Annotated in this window: 12 protein-coding genes; 10 read left to right on the plus strand and 2 right to left on the minus strand. The window is 65.8% G+C overall.

The features are described from left to right. Positions 1 to 10: 10 nt before the first annotated feature. The 5 genes from ACNFIA_RS11835 to ACNFIA_RS11855 all read left to right on the plus strand — a co-directional run bounded on the left by ACNFIA_RS11835 (position 11) and on the right by ACNFIA_RS11855 (position 5,103). Positions 11 to 979, plus strand: coding sequence for a glycosyltransferase family protein (locus tag ACNFIA_RS11835; RefSeq protein WP_416785009.1), 969 nt, complete (start codon positions 11 to 13; stop codon positions 977 to 979). Positions 980 to 1,016: 37 nt separating this feature from the next. Then, positions 1,017 to 2,360 carry a UDP-glucose dehydrogenase family protein gene (locus ACNFIA_RS11840; RefSeq protein ID WP_416785011.1) on the plus strand — a complete coding sequence of 448 codons (1,344 nt, stop codon included), beginning with the start codon at positions 1,017 to 1,019 and terminating at the stop codon, positions 2,358 to 2,360. Continuing rightward, complete coding sequence (locus ACNFIA_RS11845; RefSeq protein WP_416785013.1) at positions 2,360 to 3,229, plus strand: hypothetical protein; 870 nt, start codon at positions 2,360 to 2,362, stop codon at positions 3,227 to 3,229. The genes ACNFIA_RS11840 and ACNFIA_RS11845 overlap by 1 nt, the downstream gene beginning before the upstream one ends. Positions 3,230 to 3,235: 6 nt before the next feature. Further along, entirely contained in the window at positions 3,236 to 3,850 is a 615-nt protein-coding gene (locus tag ACNFIA_RS11850) for a hypothetical protein (RefSeq protein ID WP_416785015.1), read from the plus strand. Between the two features lie 83 nt (positions 3,851 to 3,933). Beyond that, positions 3,934 to 5,103 carry an O-antigen ligase family protein gene (locus ACNFIA_RS11855; RefSeq protein WP_416785433.1) on the plus strand — a complete coding sequence of 390 codons (1,170 nt, stop codon included), beginning with the start codon at positions 3,934 to 3,936 and terminating at the stop codon, positions 5,101 to 5,103. 42 nt (positions 5,104 to 5,145) lie between these two features. Here ACNFIA_RS11855 and ACNFIA_RS11860 read toward each other — a convergent pair whose 3' ends face one another. Together ACNFIA_RS11860 and ACNFIA_RS11865 are read right to left on the minus strand one after the other, a co-directional pair. After that, entirely contained in the window at positions 5,146 to 6,009 is an 864-nt protein-coding gene (locus tag ACNFIA_RS11860) for a glycosyltransferase (RefSeq protein WP_416785017.1), read from the minus strand. A gap of 46 nt (positions 6,010 to 6,055) precedes the next feature. Beyond that, entirely contained in the window at positions 6,056 to 6,715 is a 660-nt protein-coding gene (locus ACNFIA_RS11865; protein WP_416785019.1) for a phosphotransferase, read from the minus strand. A 90-nt stretch (positions 6,716 to 6,805) separates the two neighbouring features. On the opposite strand from ACNFIA_RS11865, the gene msbA reads away from it, so the two are divergent. The 5 genes from msbA to ACNFIA_RS11890 all read left to right on the plus strand — a co-directional run bounded on the left by msbA (position 6,806) and on the right by ACNFIA_RS11890 (position 14,218). Beyond that, positions 6,806 to 8,644 carry a lipid A export permease/ATP-binding protein MsbA gene (gene msbA / locus ACNFIA_RS11870; protein WP_259757711.1) on the plus strand — a complete coding sequence of 613 codons (1,839 nt, stop codon included), beginning with the start codon at positions 6,806 to 6,808 and terminating at the stop codon, positions 8,642 to 8,644. A 13-nt stretch (positions 8,645 to 8,657) separates the two neighbouring features. Beyond that, on the plus strand, positions 8,658 to 9,554 hold the full coding sequence (locus ACNFIA_RS11875; RefSeq protein WP_416785021.1) for a GNAT family N-acetyltransferase: 897 nt from the start codon (positions 8,658 to 8,660) through the stop codon (positions 9,552 to 9,554). 165 nt (positions 9,555 to 9,719) lie between these two features. Further along, on the plus strand, positions 9,720 to 11,132 hold the full coding sequence (locus ACNFIA_RS11880) for a PIG-L deacetylase family protein (RefSeq protein WP_416785023.1): 1,413 nt from the start codon (positions 9,720 to 9,722) through the stop codon (positions 11,130 to 11,132). A gap of 100 nt (positions 11,133 to 11,232) precedes the next feature. Further along, positions 11,233 to 12,657, plus strand: a complete 1,425-nt coding sequence (gene hldE, locus ACNFIA_RS11885) for a bifunctional D-glycero-beta-D-manno-heptose-7-phosphate kinase/D-glycero-beta-D-manno-heptose 1-phosphate adenylyltransferase HldE (RefSeq protein WP_416785025.1) — start codon at positions 11,233 to 11,235, stop codon at positions 12,655 to 12,657. A gap of 277 nt (positions 12,658 to 12,934) precedes the next feature. After that, complete coding sequence (locus ACNFIA_RS11890; RefSeq protein WP_416785027.1) at positions 12,935 to 14,218, plus strand: acyl-CoA dehydrogenase family protein; 1,284 nt, start codon at positions 12,935 to 12,937, stop codon at positions 14,216 to 14,218. Positions 14,219 to 14,226: the final 8 nt, after the last annotated feature.

A 14,226-nucleotide genomic window follows, 5' to 3' on the forward strand; every position in this document is an offset into this window, starting at 1 on the left:
GAGCGCCAGCATGCGTGTCCTGATCATCAACCGCCAGGAGCGCGCCCGCTCGCTGGATACCCTCTATGAAGGCCTGATCGCGCTGAACCCCGGTTCGCGCATGATCAAGCTGAGCAAGGAGGAAATCCGCGACCTGCCGCGCACCTTGTCCAACCTGGACACCTCCGGTTACGAGCGGGTGCTCTTCGACATCCCGCTGCGCCGTGCCGCGCACGCCTTCGACAGCGTGCGCGCCCTGCCGGGGCTGGTGTACTACGAGGAGGACGCGTACCAGGAGTTCATGGGCGAGAGCAAGTTCTACGGCAAGTTCCTGCGTTTCTTCCATTCGCTCAAGGGTGCGCCGGTGATCTACACCAGCGAATCCGTGCGCGGCTACTTCGCCAAGCAGGGCGTCAATGCCCACTTCGTGCCCAAGGCCTTCGACGACCGCCAGCTCAAGGACCTCGGGCTGGCGCGCGACATCGACCTGGCCTTCGTCGGCCGAGTGAAGAGCAAGGTCTACGGGCGGCGCAAGGAGTTGCTCGACCGTGTGGCCGAGCAGACGCCATTGCAGTTGCTGCGCACCGAGAATCCCGACGAATACCTGACGGTGCTCAACCGCATCCGCTTCTTCCTGAGTGCGGACATCGGTTTCAACGAGTACATGGCGAAGAACTTCGAGGCCATGGCCTGCGGCTGCGTGCTGGTCGCCAAGCGCCAGCCGACCGAGGATGACCTGCTCGGCCTGATCGACATGCGCAACGTGGTGCACTACGACACGCTCGAAGAGCTGATGGAGAAGTACCGCCAGCTGCTGGCCGATCCGCAGCAGGCTGCGGCCATCGCCCGCGCCGGGCACGATCTGGTGTTCGAGCGGCATCGCCTGAGCCAGCGCGCCGAGGCTTTCTCGAAGGTGCTCGCGCTGCCTCATCCGAATCCCCAAGGAATCAGCCGGCCGAGTCTCCTCCGCCGGCTCGGGTCGCTGTTCTCCCGCGCTTGATGCACGGGCGGCGACTCCGCAACAGCAGGGTCTGAGCATGAAAATCACGATCTTCGGAAGCGGTTATGTCGGTCTGGTGACTGGTGCCTGCCTGGCTGACGCCGGGCACCAGGTGATCTGCGTCGATACCAACAGCGAACGCACACAGATGCTGTGCAAGGGCCAGATACCGATCTATGAACCGGGCCTGGATGTCATGGTGCGCAACAACCTGGCCGCCGGGCGCATCCGCTTTACCGAGGATGCCGCCGAGGCCATCTCCTTCGGCACGCTGCTGTTCATCGCGGTGGGCACGCCGCCGGACGAGAACGGCTCGGCTGACCTGACCTACGTGCTCAATGTGGCGCGCACCATTGGCCAGCACATCGACGGCTACAAGGTGGTGGTGAACAAATCCACCGTGCCGGTCGGCACCGCCGACAAGGTCCAGGCCGCGGTGCTCGAAGAGCAGCGCAAGCGGGGCACCGAGTTCCGCTTCGATGTCTGCTCGAACCCCGAATTCCTCAAGGAAGGTGCGGCGATCGAGGACTTCACCCGTGGCGCGCGCATCGTCGTGGGCACGGACTCGGAAGAAGTGCGCACGCTGATGCGTGAATGCTACGCCCCCTACAATCGCAACCATGACAAGCTGTTCTTCATGGGCGTGCGGGCATCGGAACTGACCAAGTACGCGGCCAACGCCATGCTCGCGACCAAGATCAGCTTCATGAACGAGATCGCCAACATCGCCGAGCGCGTCGGCGCGGACGTCGAGCAGGTGCGTCTGGGAATTGGCTCCGATCCACGCATCGGCTACCACTTCATCTACCCCGGCTGTGGTTACGGCGGCTCCTGTTTCCCCAAGGATGTGCAGGCGCTGGAGCGCACCGCCAGTGAAATCGGCTACGAGGCCGAGTTGCTGCGCGCCGTGGAGCGCGTCAACGACCGACAGAAGCACGTGCTCCTGCGCAAGCTGCTGCAGGCCTTTGATGGTGAGCTGTCTGGCCTCACGGTGGGCATCTGGGGGCTGGCCTTCAAACCCAATACCGATGACATTCGCGAGGCGCCCAGCCGTGTACTGATGGAGGCGCTGTGGGAGCGCGGTGCGCGCGTCCGCGCCTACGATCCGGTGGCCTCCCATGAAATTGGCCGTGTCTATGGTGAGCGCCCCGACCTGGAGCTGGTCGACAGCCGCGAGTCGGTGGTCGAAGGCGCGGACGTACTGGTGATCTGTACCGAGTGGAAGGAGTTCCGCGCGGTGGACTTCGCCTGGCTGGCGTCGGCCCTGCGCCGCCCGGTCATCATCGATGGCCGCAACCTGTACAACCCGGACGAGGTTCGCGCGGCCGGCCTGCTCTACTATGCGGTCGGTCGCGGCGATTCGCTGGAGCGCGGCCACTGATGGGGCGCAGCTCCCAGGGTTCGAAACTCACCCGCAAGGTTCGCAAGTACCGCACCCGCCTGCTGCGCAAATGCCTGCTGCTGCGTTTTGCCCTGGTGAATCGTTTTGGCGCACGCAAGGTGGTGGCCGAGGGCGGTCCGGTCGTCTCGCTGACCAGCTATTCGACACGGCTGAGCAAGGTGCACATCACCCTCGAGTCGATTGCCGCCGGCAGATTGCTGCCCTCGCGATTGATCCTGTGGGTCGACGAGGAAAAGACCCTGGCGAACCTCCCCGCGCCGCTGCGGCGTTTGCAGGCGCGCGGGCTGGAAGTAAAGCGCTGCAATAATTACGGGCCGCACAAGAAATACTTTCCCTACGTTCAGGGTGAGAGAATCGGTGCGCCGCTGGTGACGGCGGACGATGACGTGCTCTACCCAGATACCTGGCTTGCCGGCCTGCAGGCGGCCCATGAGCAGACCCCGAACCAGGTAGTGTGCTACATGGCCAAGCAGGTGGGCATCGAGGAGGGCGTGATCCAGCCGTACCACGGTTGGGTCACTCAACTGGACAAGACACCCAGCGTGCGCAACTTCGCCATTGGCGTCTCCGGGGTGCTTTACCCGGCAGTGCTGCAGGACGTGCTCAAGCGGGCGGGCGAAGCCTTCGTCGAGGTGACGCCGAAGGCCGATGACATCTGGCTGCACTGGCATGCCCTGCGTTCGGGGGTGCGAGTGCGGCAGATTTCCGACAGCGATGAGCATTTCCTCAGCGTGCCCGGCACGCAGGATATTGCCCTGTACAGCTCGAATCTCAAGCAGGGCGGCAACGATCTGGTCATTGCAAGGCTCTACACGACGGACGATATCGCCACGATGTTGAAGGACTGACTCTCGATGCTGGCTGCGGCACACCCATCCCTGGAGCGAATCTCGCCGGAACTGCTCGCGCGCATCGTCGCGTCGCGCCGGGTGATTCTGCTGGCGAATAACCCGGCGATCACCCGCGACCATGTCGATGCGCTCGCGCTCGGGCCTGAGGATCTGGTGGTGAGTTTCAACAAGTGCCGCAACCGCACGCTGCTGCGCCGCAAATTGCACAACGTGTTCATTCATCGGCACAACTACCGCAAGAGCGGGTACTTCGGCTTCCCCTACAAGGGATGGCTGCGGCTGTTCCCCTGGTTCAATGCACGCTTCCACAGTGTTCTGCTGGGAGGCGAGGTGGAGACCTTGCCCGCCTCGCATCGCAAGGCCTCGTTCCTGCCGCTCAAGCAGCCGTTTCCTGCGCTGGAAGGTTATCCCTACGAGCGCCTGCCGAGCCGCGGCGGCCCTTCCACGGGGTTCTACGCTCTGGCCTTCTTCGATTACGTGAAGCGTCTCAAGCAGGCTGACTACGAGATTGTCCTGGTTGGATTTTCCGATGAAGGCGGCTCGTTCTGGGATGGCCATGCCTGGGACTTCGAACGGGAATGGACCCGCGAAAGCGGCGTTACCGTCATCAAACTCTGATTCCCGACGGCGATCGCCGTCGATCACTGACTTGCCAGCGTGGTGTTATGCAACTCGAAAGACGGTCGGATTGGTTGAAACTGGTGGGGCTGGCCTTCGCCGTCCTTACGCTGAGCATGCTGGTGGTGGGGCGCTTCTGGTGGCCGACGGAAAACGGCGACTGGCTCAAGAGCATTCGCCTTGGGGCGTTTCTCGCGGTGATCTTCCTGTCGCTGGAGCTGTTCCGCGAGCGTGCGCGGCTGGCCAGCGTACCCTTCCTGCTCTACCTGGTGTTCTGGGTGGGGCTGTTACTCAATTCGATCCTGACCGACTCCCCAAGCTCGGTGAAACAGCTGCTGGTCATCCTGTTCTTCACCTGGGTCGTGATGATCATGGGAGGCCGCGAGAGCCGGCCATGGCTGTTCGTGCTCGGCCTGGATGCGCTGGCGGGCGCGGGTTTCGCCGGGTTCTCCCTGGTCAACAAGGCGCTCCAGGGGCAGTTCGATCTCGGCTACCGGATGATGAACATCAAGGACTCCGGCGTGCTCGGCATTGCCGACTTCGGCATCACCATCGAAGCGGGCATGCACTACGCCTTCTGCTTCATCGTGGCGGTATGGCTGCTGATGCGCGCGCGCAACGTGACGATGCGCACGGTCTGGCTGGCCTGCAGCCTGGTGTTGTTCGCCTACCTGTACTTCACCTTTGCGCGTTCCGCCTGGGTCGCCGGTCTGATGGGCGCTGGCCTGCTGGTGCTGTGCATGACCGAAGGGCGACAGCGTCTCATTGCGGTCGGCTTGGCCGTGCTGGTCGGGCTGGCCGTGCTGGTCTTCGGCTTCGAGCAGGTCATGTACGAGTTCGGCTCCCGCGGGTTGACCCACCGTGACCAGATCTGGCGCGTAGTGTTCGAGCGCATTGGCGAGGCCTGGTGGTTCGGTCATGGCTCGCACACCGAGCTGGGCAAGGTCACCCTGTCCACTGGGCAGGTGGTGCGCAACCCTCACAGTCTCTACCTGGAAGTGCTCTACCAATTCGGCCTGGTCGGCTTGTTCACCATGGTCTTGGCGATGGTCGCCTGCATCCGTGGGGCGTGGAAGGCACGTACTGAGTTCGCCAAGCTGTGGTTCGCAGTGATGGTATCCGCCGCGGTGGTAATGACCGTCGAGCTGCACTTCTTCGTCGCTGCGCCGAACCTGGTGTGGATGTGGTTCTGGCTGCCGATGGCGGGTTGCCTGGCGGTGGCGACCCAGCACAGGGTCGAGCGAGCGGCCTGACGGAAAGGGCCATCACGCCATGCGGCGTGATGGCTGCCATGCTCAGCGGCCGAACAGGCGAGCGAGCAAGCCGCTGCTTTTCTTGCCGCGGGTGATGTCGTTGCCCTTGTAGTTCTTCTGGGATGCCTTGGTGATGGTCCCGAAGCGCCGCTTCACCTTGTAGCTGTCCAGCGAATAACCCGCTTGCAGTGCGTCGGCGAGGTAGCGGTCAAACAGCTCGATCAGATCCTTGCGCGGATGATCGAAGACCGCGCCGTCGAACCAGTGTTTCTCGCCCTGGCTTGCCAGGCGCTTGAACGAGTGCTTGTGCGACAGCTGCGTGCCGATGTCCGAATAGTGCAGGATCTTGATTGCTTCGATCGGGTGGTCTTCACCGTCGATGTTGTTGAACTGGGTGTCGAACGCCTGGATCAGTTGTGTATGGTCACGGAAGTAGTCGCGCAGCTTGTGGTGCGCCTTGCGGTCGCTACGGATCTGCTCCAGTGGCGGAAGGTGTTCCCTGGCCGCGGCGCAGTCCCACATCGACACGCAGAAGCGCCAGGACTCCTCGCCGCCCTTGGCCATGACGATCTTGCCCGGCTCGAAGGGGGTGTTCCACAGCTCCGCGATGTCGCTGAGGATGACCACGTCGGCGTCCATGTAGATCGCCCGGCCCTCGAACTGGCAGAACGCAGGAATGGCCCAGCGGAAGCCTGAGAACGGAGTGGTCCAGTCATCGCTGCGCCAGCCCTGCTGTTGTTCGGGATTGGAATACCAGAAGCTCTGCGGGTCGTGGGAGAGCTGCATCCAGTGGATCTCGAGGGGCTGGCTGGCGTGCTTGCGCAGGCTGTATTCCAGCACCATCATTTGTTCGAGATCGCAGTCGTTCGGATCACATCCGACGAAGATCTTCATCGTTTCGCTCATTTCCGGCATTCCCTGATCTGGCTGGAGGCTGGCTCCTGTTGTGGGGTCACGCCCTGGAAGGTTCGTATTCGGCGATGAGGTCGCGACTGTCCAGGGGCGTCTTGGCGTTCTTGTTATAAAGCTCGAAGAAGGTGGCCAGGCCCAATTTGCGGATCAGTGCGAGGTCCTTCTTGTAGCGCAGCAAGTGCTTGAAATTACGTTTTCGCAGGGCGCGGGACAAGGCTGTCGGGCGGGTGCGCAGGTCCGACAGGTCGATCAGCCCGTACTCGCCGGAGGGCGTCAGGATCACGTTGCCCAGGTGCAGCGAGCGGAAATAGATACCCAGGTCATGCACGCGTGCGATGAACGCGGCGAGCTCGCGCAGCAGTTCAAGCTGACGCTCGGGCGCCTGGAGGGGGATGTAGCTGCGCAGGGTCTCGCCGGGGAGCGGCTGGTAGCGCACGGCGGTGCGCTCGATGTCCGGGAAGCTGTAGGTCTGCAGCGTGCGCGGGCACGGGATGCCCCGGGTCGCCAGCGCCTGGCAGTTGTTCTGGAAGCGCTTCTCCGGCGGCGAGAGCAGCGCGGTGGAGAGCAGGCGCTTGCGCCGGAACAACTTGAGGAAACTGCCGTCGCGCAGGATCAGGACCTTGTCGCCATGGGGATCGCGTTCGATGACCTGGGCGCCGTCGACGAGTGAAAGGTAGGAGGAATCGTCGAGGGCGTTCATCGGGACAGACTGTCAGACCTGGGGGCAACATGGAGTGGGACAGCGGTGGTATTATCCGCAGTCTTCTTACGACAAGGCAGCTTGCACTTCATGAGTGATTCTCCCCGGAGCGCCCAGCCGGTGTCCAGCATCAAGATCTACTTCCGCCTGCTCTCCTACGTGCGCCCGTACGCTGGCCTGTTCGCACTGAGCATCGTCGGTTTCCTGATCTTCGCTGCCACCCAGCCGATGCTTGCCGGCATCCTCAAGTATTTCGTCGATGGCCTGACCAATCCGGACGCCGCCCTCTTCCCCGACGCTCCCTGGCTCTGGCTGCGTGACCTGGAGTTGCTCTACGCCGTGCCGCTGCTGGTGGTGCTGATCGCCGTCTGGCAAGGCGTCGGCTCCTTCCTGGGCAACTATTTCCTGGCCAAGGTCTCGCTCGGCCTGGTCCACGACCTGCGTGTCGAACTGTTCAACAACCTGCTGACCCTGCCCAATCGCTATTTCGACCGGCACAACTCCGGCCACCTGATCTCGCGCATCACCTTCAACGTGACCATGGTCACCGGTGCCGCGACAGACGCCATCAAGGTGGTGATCCGCGAAGGCATGACCGTGGTGTTCCTGTTCGCCTCGCTGCTGTACATGAACTGGAAGCTGACCCTGGTGATGCTGGCCATCCTGCCGGTCATCGCCGTCATGGTGACCAGCGCCAGCCGAAAATTCCGCAAGCAGAGCAAGAAGATCCAGGTGGCCATGGGCGACGTGACGCATGTCGCCTCGGAAACCATCCATGGTTACCGCGTGGTCCGCAGCTTCGGCGGCGAGCCATACGAGAGCCAGCGCTTCCTCAAGGTGAGCAACGACAACACCAAGCGGAACCTGCGCATGAACAAGACCTCGGCGGTCTACACGCCGATGCTGCAGCTGGTGATCTACAGCGCCATGGCCGTGCTGCTGTATCTGGTGCTGCTGCTGCGGGGCGATGCCACGGCGGGTGAATTGGTCGCCTACATCTCCATGGCCGGCCTGCTGCCCAAGCCGATCCGCCAGCTGTCGGAAGTCAGCTCCACCATTCAGAAGGGCGTCGCCGGTGCGGAGAGCATCTTCGATCAGCTCGACCAGCCGCAGGAAGTCGACAACGGCACCGCCGAGCGCGACCGCGTCAGCGGCCGCCTGGAGGTGAAGAACCTCAGCTTCACCTACCCGGGTACCGAGAAGCGGGTCCTCAACGATCTGAACTTCACCGTCGAGCCGGGCCAGATGGTGGCGCTGGTGGGGCGTTCGGGCAGCGGCAAATCGACGCTGGCCAACCTGATCCCGCGTTTCTATTCGCACAACGACGGGCAGATCCTGCTCGACGGCCTGGACGTCGAGGACTACAAGCTGCGCAACCTGCGCAAGCACATCGCCCTGGTCACCCAGCAGGTCAACCTGTTCAACGACAGCGTGCTCAACAACATCGCCTATGGCGACCTCGCCAGCAAGCCGCGCGAAGCGGTGGAAAAGGCCGCCGAAGACGCCTTCGCCCGCGAGTTCATCGACCGCCTGCCTGAAGGCTTCGAGACCGAGGTCGGGGAGAACGGCGTGATGCTTTCCGGCGGCCAGCGCCAGCGCCTGGCGATTGCCCGCGCGCTGCTCAAGGATGCGCCGGTGCTGATCCTCGACGAGGCCACCTCGGCGCTGGACACCGAGTCCGAGCGGCACATCCAGGCGGCCCTGGAGAAGGTCATGGAGGGCCGCACCACCCTGGTCATCGCCCACCGCCTGAGCACCATCGAGGCGGCGGATCTGATCCTGGTGATGGACCAGGGGCACATCGTCGAGCGCGGCACCCACGACGAACTGATCGCGCAGAACGGCTACTACGCCCGCCTGCATGCCCGGCAGTTCGCCGACGACCCGGTCGAGGGCGGCGAAGAAGTGCCCGTCGAGCAGCCGGTATGACGCAGTCCCCGGCATGCTGAACCGCCTGCGAGTCTTCCGCGAGCGCGGCTGGACGCCCATCGCGGCGGCGGACTATGCCGCCGCCTGGCAGCGCTTCGGCGGCAGCGTCGCCACCCACCCGGAGGTGGTCGAGCGCCTCGCCGGCCTGGCCGGTATTCCGGTGCGCTACCTCGGCTGGTTCGAGGGCGATGAGCTGCGCGCCGCCGTGCCGACCTGGGGACGCCACCTGGCGCTGTCCAAGGACGTGCTCAAGCGCGCGGGCAAGAAGGCCCTGTTCGACCTGGGCAACGCCGAGATCATCCTGCCGATCGCCGACGGTGCGCGCATCGACCTGCGCCACCAGGTGCGCTACCTCTCCGAGCTGAATCGCGAGCAGGTCAGCGATGCCCGCGAGCAGCCCGAGCAACTGGCGATGAACCGCGCGCCGGCCGATTTCTCGAAGAAGTTCCGCTACAACCAGCGCCGCGAGCAGCGCCTGCTGGAAGAGGCGGGCGGCGTACTGCAACCGATGAGCGAGCTGAGCCCCGAGGAACAGGCGCGCATCTATGCCGACCTGTTCCAGCGCCGCTGGGAGTTCGAGGTGCCGGGCAAGGCGCGGCTGGCCGAGGTGTTCGGCCTGATGCGCGAATTCATGCGCGGCTCGCTGGTGCGCCTGGACGGCGAGCCGGTGGCGATCCAGATTCTCTACCGGGTCGAGGCGCCCAAATGGGTCAGCGTCGAATACATCAACGGCGGTGTCGCGCCGGAGAACCGCGAGTTCAGCCCCGGCAGCGTGCTCAGCTTCGTCAACACGCAAGAGGCCTGGGCCGACGCCGAGGCGCTGGGCAAGCCGCTGCGCTATTCCTTCGGCCGCGCCGACCGTGAATACAAGGACCGCTGGTGCCATCGGGTGCCGGTGTTCCAGGTCTGAAGCGCCCTCTCCCTAACCCTCTCCCTGAAGGGAGAGGGGACTGGATCGGCGCAGGCTGAAAGCTTGGCGTCAGCCGGCACAGAATGGTGGGGGAGAGGGAAATCCGAGCGTCGATCTTTCCCGTAAGCGGATTCCATCCGCGATTGGCCTTGAGGGAGAACCACCATGTCCGGGCGTAAACAGCAACTGCTCAAACAGCACCGCCGCAAGAAACGTGCGGTGCTGCTCGTCGCCCTGCTGGCGCTGATCCTGCTGGGCATCGTCGCGCCCTGGTGGAGCGTGCCGCTGGCCGTGCTGCTCGGCTGGATCGCCCATGAGGCCTGGTTCGCCGACCACCTCTTCTATTCCCCGCGCGACGATTACCGCTACGACTTCCCCGAGGGTTCCATCGCCCTGCCGGTTTCCCTCGGCGCCCACGGCCTGCACGTCGCCACCGGCGCGCTGCCGGAGAACGAGGAAACGCTGGTGCTGGAAATCCAGGTCAAGGCCTCGCTGCTCGGCCGCTGGCTCGACCCGCAGGTGCTGATCGAGGGTGTCGAGCCTGATCGGCAGGACTTCGAGCGCGGCGTCAGCGGCACCCGCTACATCAATCTCTCCGGCCAGGGCGAAGCGCTGCGCGCCGGCAAGCTGATCATCCGCAGCCGCCATTGCCGACTGGCGCAACAGGGCGTCCTGCATGCGTTCGACAATCCCGACTATGCCCGGCAGCGCATGCTGATCGTCGCGCCCCACGCCGACGACGCCGAACTGGCCGCCTTCGGCCAGTACAGCCGCTGCCCGGAGGCCTGGATCGTCACCCTGACCCAGGGCGAAATCGAGGCCGAGCACTACCAGCGTCTTGGCCTGGACAAGGCCGAAGCCGCCCGGCTCAAGGGCCGCCTGCGCACCTGGGACAGCATCGCCGGGCCGCTCTGGGGCGGGGTGCCGGCCGAGCGCTGCGTGCAGTTGGGCTATTACTGCCTGCAATTGCCGGCGATGGCCGCCGAACCGAGCCAGGCGTTCGGCTCCAGGGAGTCCGGCGAGAGCGACATCCGCAGCGTGCGCGGCTTCAACCCGTTCGCCCTGCCGGCCGACAGCGACGGCGCGCCGACCTGGCTGAACCTGGTGGCCGACCTCACCGCGCTGATCGAACACATCCGCCCGGAGGTGATCCTCACCGCCCACCCGGAGCTGGACCCCCACGCCGACCACGTGCAGGCCACCCGCGCGACCCTGGAGGCGATCCAGCGCAGCAGCTGGAAACCGCAGACCCTGCTGCTCTACGCCAACCACCTGCACGACAACGACCGCTGGCCCATGGGCCCGGCCGACGGCGGCATCGCGCTGCCGCCGTGCATCGAGCCGTTGCCGGCCGACCCGCTGTGGAGCCCGGTACTGGATGCCGCGACCCGCATCGACAAGGCCCAGGCGTTGGCCCTGCAGCATGATCTGCAGACCCCGCTCACCGGCAAGAAGCGCCTGCGCCGCCTGATCCAGCGCGTGCTCGCCGGGCGCCAGTGGCCGGCCACCGGCGACGACGAGTTCTTCCGCAAGGCGGTGCGTCGCCACGAGCTGTTCTGGGTGCGCAAACTGCCGTAACCCATCGGCGCCGCCCTGGCGCCGCCCGCCCGGTGTTCGGCGCAAGTCGCACTGGGCGGCTATGGTATTATCCGCGGCGATTTCGACCTGCGGAGTTCCCATGAAATTGACCATGCCCCGATTCGATCAGGCCCCCGTGCTGGTGGTAGGCGACGTGATGCTCGACCGCTACTGGCACGGCGCGACCTCGCGCATCTCGCCCGAGGCGCCGGTGCCCGTGGTGCGGGTCGAGCAGCATGAGGACCGCCCCGGTGGCGCCGCCAACGTCGCGCTGAACCTCGCCGCCCTCGGCGCCCCGGCCTTCCTGGTCGGCGTCACCGGTGTCGACGAGGCCGCCGACAGCCTGAGCGACAGCCTGCAGGCGGTGGGCGTCACCACTCGCTTCCAACGCATCGCCGGCCAGCCGACCATCGTCAAGCTGCGGGTCATGAGCCGCCACCAGCAACTGCTGCGCGTGGACTTCGAGGAAGCCTTCCGCACCGACGCCGTGGCGCTGTCCGCCGACGTCGAGGCGCTGCTGGACCAGGTCCGCGTGCTGGTGCTCTCCGATTACGGCAAGGGCGCGCTGAAGAACCACCAGCAACTGATCCAGGCCGCCCGCCAGCGTGGCATCCCGGTGCTGGCCGACCCCAAGGGCAAGGACTTCGCCATCTACCGCGGCGCCAGCCTGATCACCCCGAACCTCTCCGAATTCGAAGCCATCGTCGGTCGCTGCACCGACGAAGGCGACCTGGTCGCCAAGGGCCTGCAACTGATGACCGAGCTGGAGCTCGGCGCGCTGCTGGTCACCCGCGGCGAACACGGCATGACCCTGCTGCGCCCCGGCCACAGTGCCCTGCACCTGCCGGCCCGCGCCCGCGAAGTGTTTGACGTCACTGGTGCCGGCGATACGGTAATCTCCACCCTGGCCGGCGCCATCGCCGCCGGTGAGGACCTGCCGCAGGCCGTGGCCCTGGCCAACCTGGCGGCGGGCATCGTCGTCGGCAAGCTCGGCACCGCGGCCATCAGCGCTCCGGAACTGCGCCGCGCCGTGCAGCGCGAGCAGGGCTCCGAGCGTGGCGTGCTGAGCCTCGAGCAACTGCTGCTGGCCATCGAAGACGCTCGCGCCCACGGCGAGAAGATCGTCTTCACCAACGGCTGCTTCGACATCCTCCACGCCGGCCACGTGACCTACCTGGAACAGGCCCGCGCCCAGGGTGACCGCCTGATCGTCGCCACCAACGACGATGCCTCGGTGACCCGCCTCAAGGGCCCGGGCCGCCCGATCAACAGCGTCGACCGCCGCATGGCCGTGCTCGCCGGCCTCGGCGCGGTGGACTGGGTCGTCAGCTTCGCCGAAGACACCCCCGAGCGCCTGCTCACAGAAGTCCGCCCGGACGTGCTGGTGAAAGGCGGCGACTATGGCGTCGAGCAGGTGGTCGGCGCCGATATCGTTCGCGCCTACGGCGGCGAAGTGCGCGTGCTGGGCCTGGTGGAAAACAGCTCCACCACCGCCATCGTCGAGAAGATTCGCCACCAGGGCTGAATCTTCGTTCCTGCGGATTCCCCTCACCTAACCCTCTCCCAGGGGGAGAGGGGACCGTTCGGTGCAGGATGAAACCATGACGCCAGCCGGCATAACCTGTCCCCTCTCCCTGAGGGAGAGGGCTGGGGTGAGGGGGTAAGCCCAGGCACACGCTCTCCGCTTGCCCCCGCTCCCCCCACTGACCGCTCTGCCAGTGACCGGCGGCAAAGCGGTCATGGTTCCCCCGCCAATTCCCGGCGCATGATCACGGCATCCCCCCTCCGCGGAGCGAGATGCCATGACCACCGACGTGCAGGGCCGCGCCCTGGCCGTGCTGAACCGTGTCGCCCAGGCCGACTGGCCGGACCGACTCAAGCTGCGCAAGCCCTTCGAACGACTGCTCTACAGCGGCAGCCGCACCGGCTTCCGGCTGGCCAGCGAGCGTGCCGCCAAGCAGCCCAAGACACCGCGCAAGGTTGACCCGGATGGGTTGTTCGACCTGTCCCTGTCCGACGAGCAGCAGATGCTGGCGGAGATGCTCGAAGGCTTCGCCGCCGAGGTGCTGCGCCCCGCCGCCCATGAGGCCGACGCCAAGGCCCACCTGAGCCTGGAATTGCTGGCCCAGGCGCAGGAGCTGGGCTTGACCCACTACGGCGTCAGCGAGGTGCTGGGCGGCATGGCCGGCGAGCGCACCGTGGTGACCAATGCGGTGATCGCCGAATCCCTTGCCCGGGGCGACCTCAGCCTGGCGGCTGCGCTGCTGGTGCCGCTGTCGGCGGCCAACTGCATTCGCCGCTGGGCCTCGCCTGCCCAGCAGGCACGCTGGCTGCCGGCGTTCGTCGGTGAAGAGACGGCGCCGCTGATCGCCATCGCGGTGAGCGAGCCGCAGCTGCTGGCCGATCCGCAGCGCCTGTCCACCAAGGCGCGCAAGCGCGGTTCCAGCTACACGCTGTCCGGCGAAAAATGCCTGGTCGTGCGCGGCGTCGATGCGCAGAAGCTGATCGTCGCGGCGGATGCCGGCGAGGGCCCGGCGCTGTTCCTCGTCGACACCCGCGCCAAGGGGGTCGAGGTGCGCGCCGAACCGGCCATGGGCCTGAAGGCCACCGGCACCGCACGGGTTCGCTTCAAGGGCGTCAAGGTCCCCGCCGAGCAGCGGCTGGCGGCGGAGCGCTTCGACTACCAGGCCTTCCTCGACTACACCGCCCTGGCCTGGTGTGCCCTGGCCGTGGGCACCGGGCAGGCCGCGCTGGACTACGTGATCACCTACTGCAACGAGCGCGAGGCCTTCGGCGAGCCGATCAGCCATCGCCAGGGCGTGGCCTTCATGGTGGCGGACATCGCCATCGAGCTGGATGCCATGCGCCTGATGGTCTTGCGCGCCTGCGCCCTGGCCGAGCGCGGCCAGGCGTTCCACCGCGAGGCCTATCTGGCGAAGCTGCTGTGCGCCGAGAAGGCGATGAAGATCGGCACCGACGCCGTGCAACTGCTCGGCGGCCACGGCTTCACCCAGGAACACCCGGCAGAGCGCTGGTACCGTGACCTGCGCGCCGTCAGCCTGATGGCTGGCGGGCTGCATCTCTAAGGAGCTTT

It is taken from the genome of Pseudomonas sp. NY15437 (genome assembly GCF_048068435.1).
GTDB lineage: Bacteria > Pseudomonadota > Gammaproteobacteria > Pseudomonadales > Pseudomonadaceae > Pseudomonas > Pseudomonas nitroreducens_B.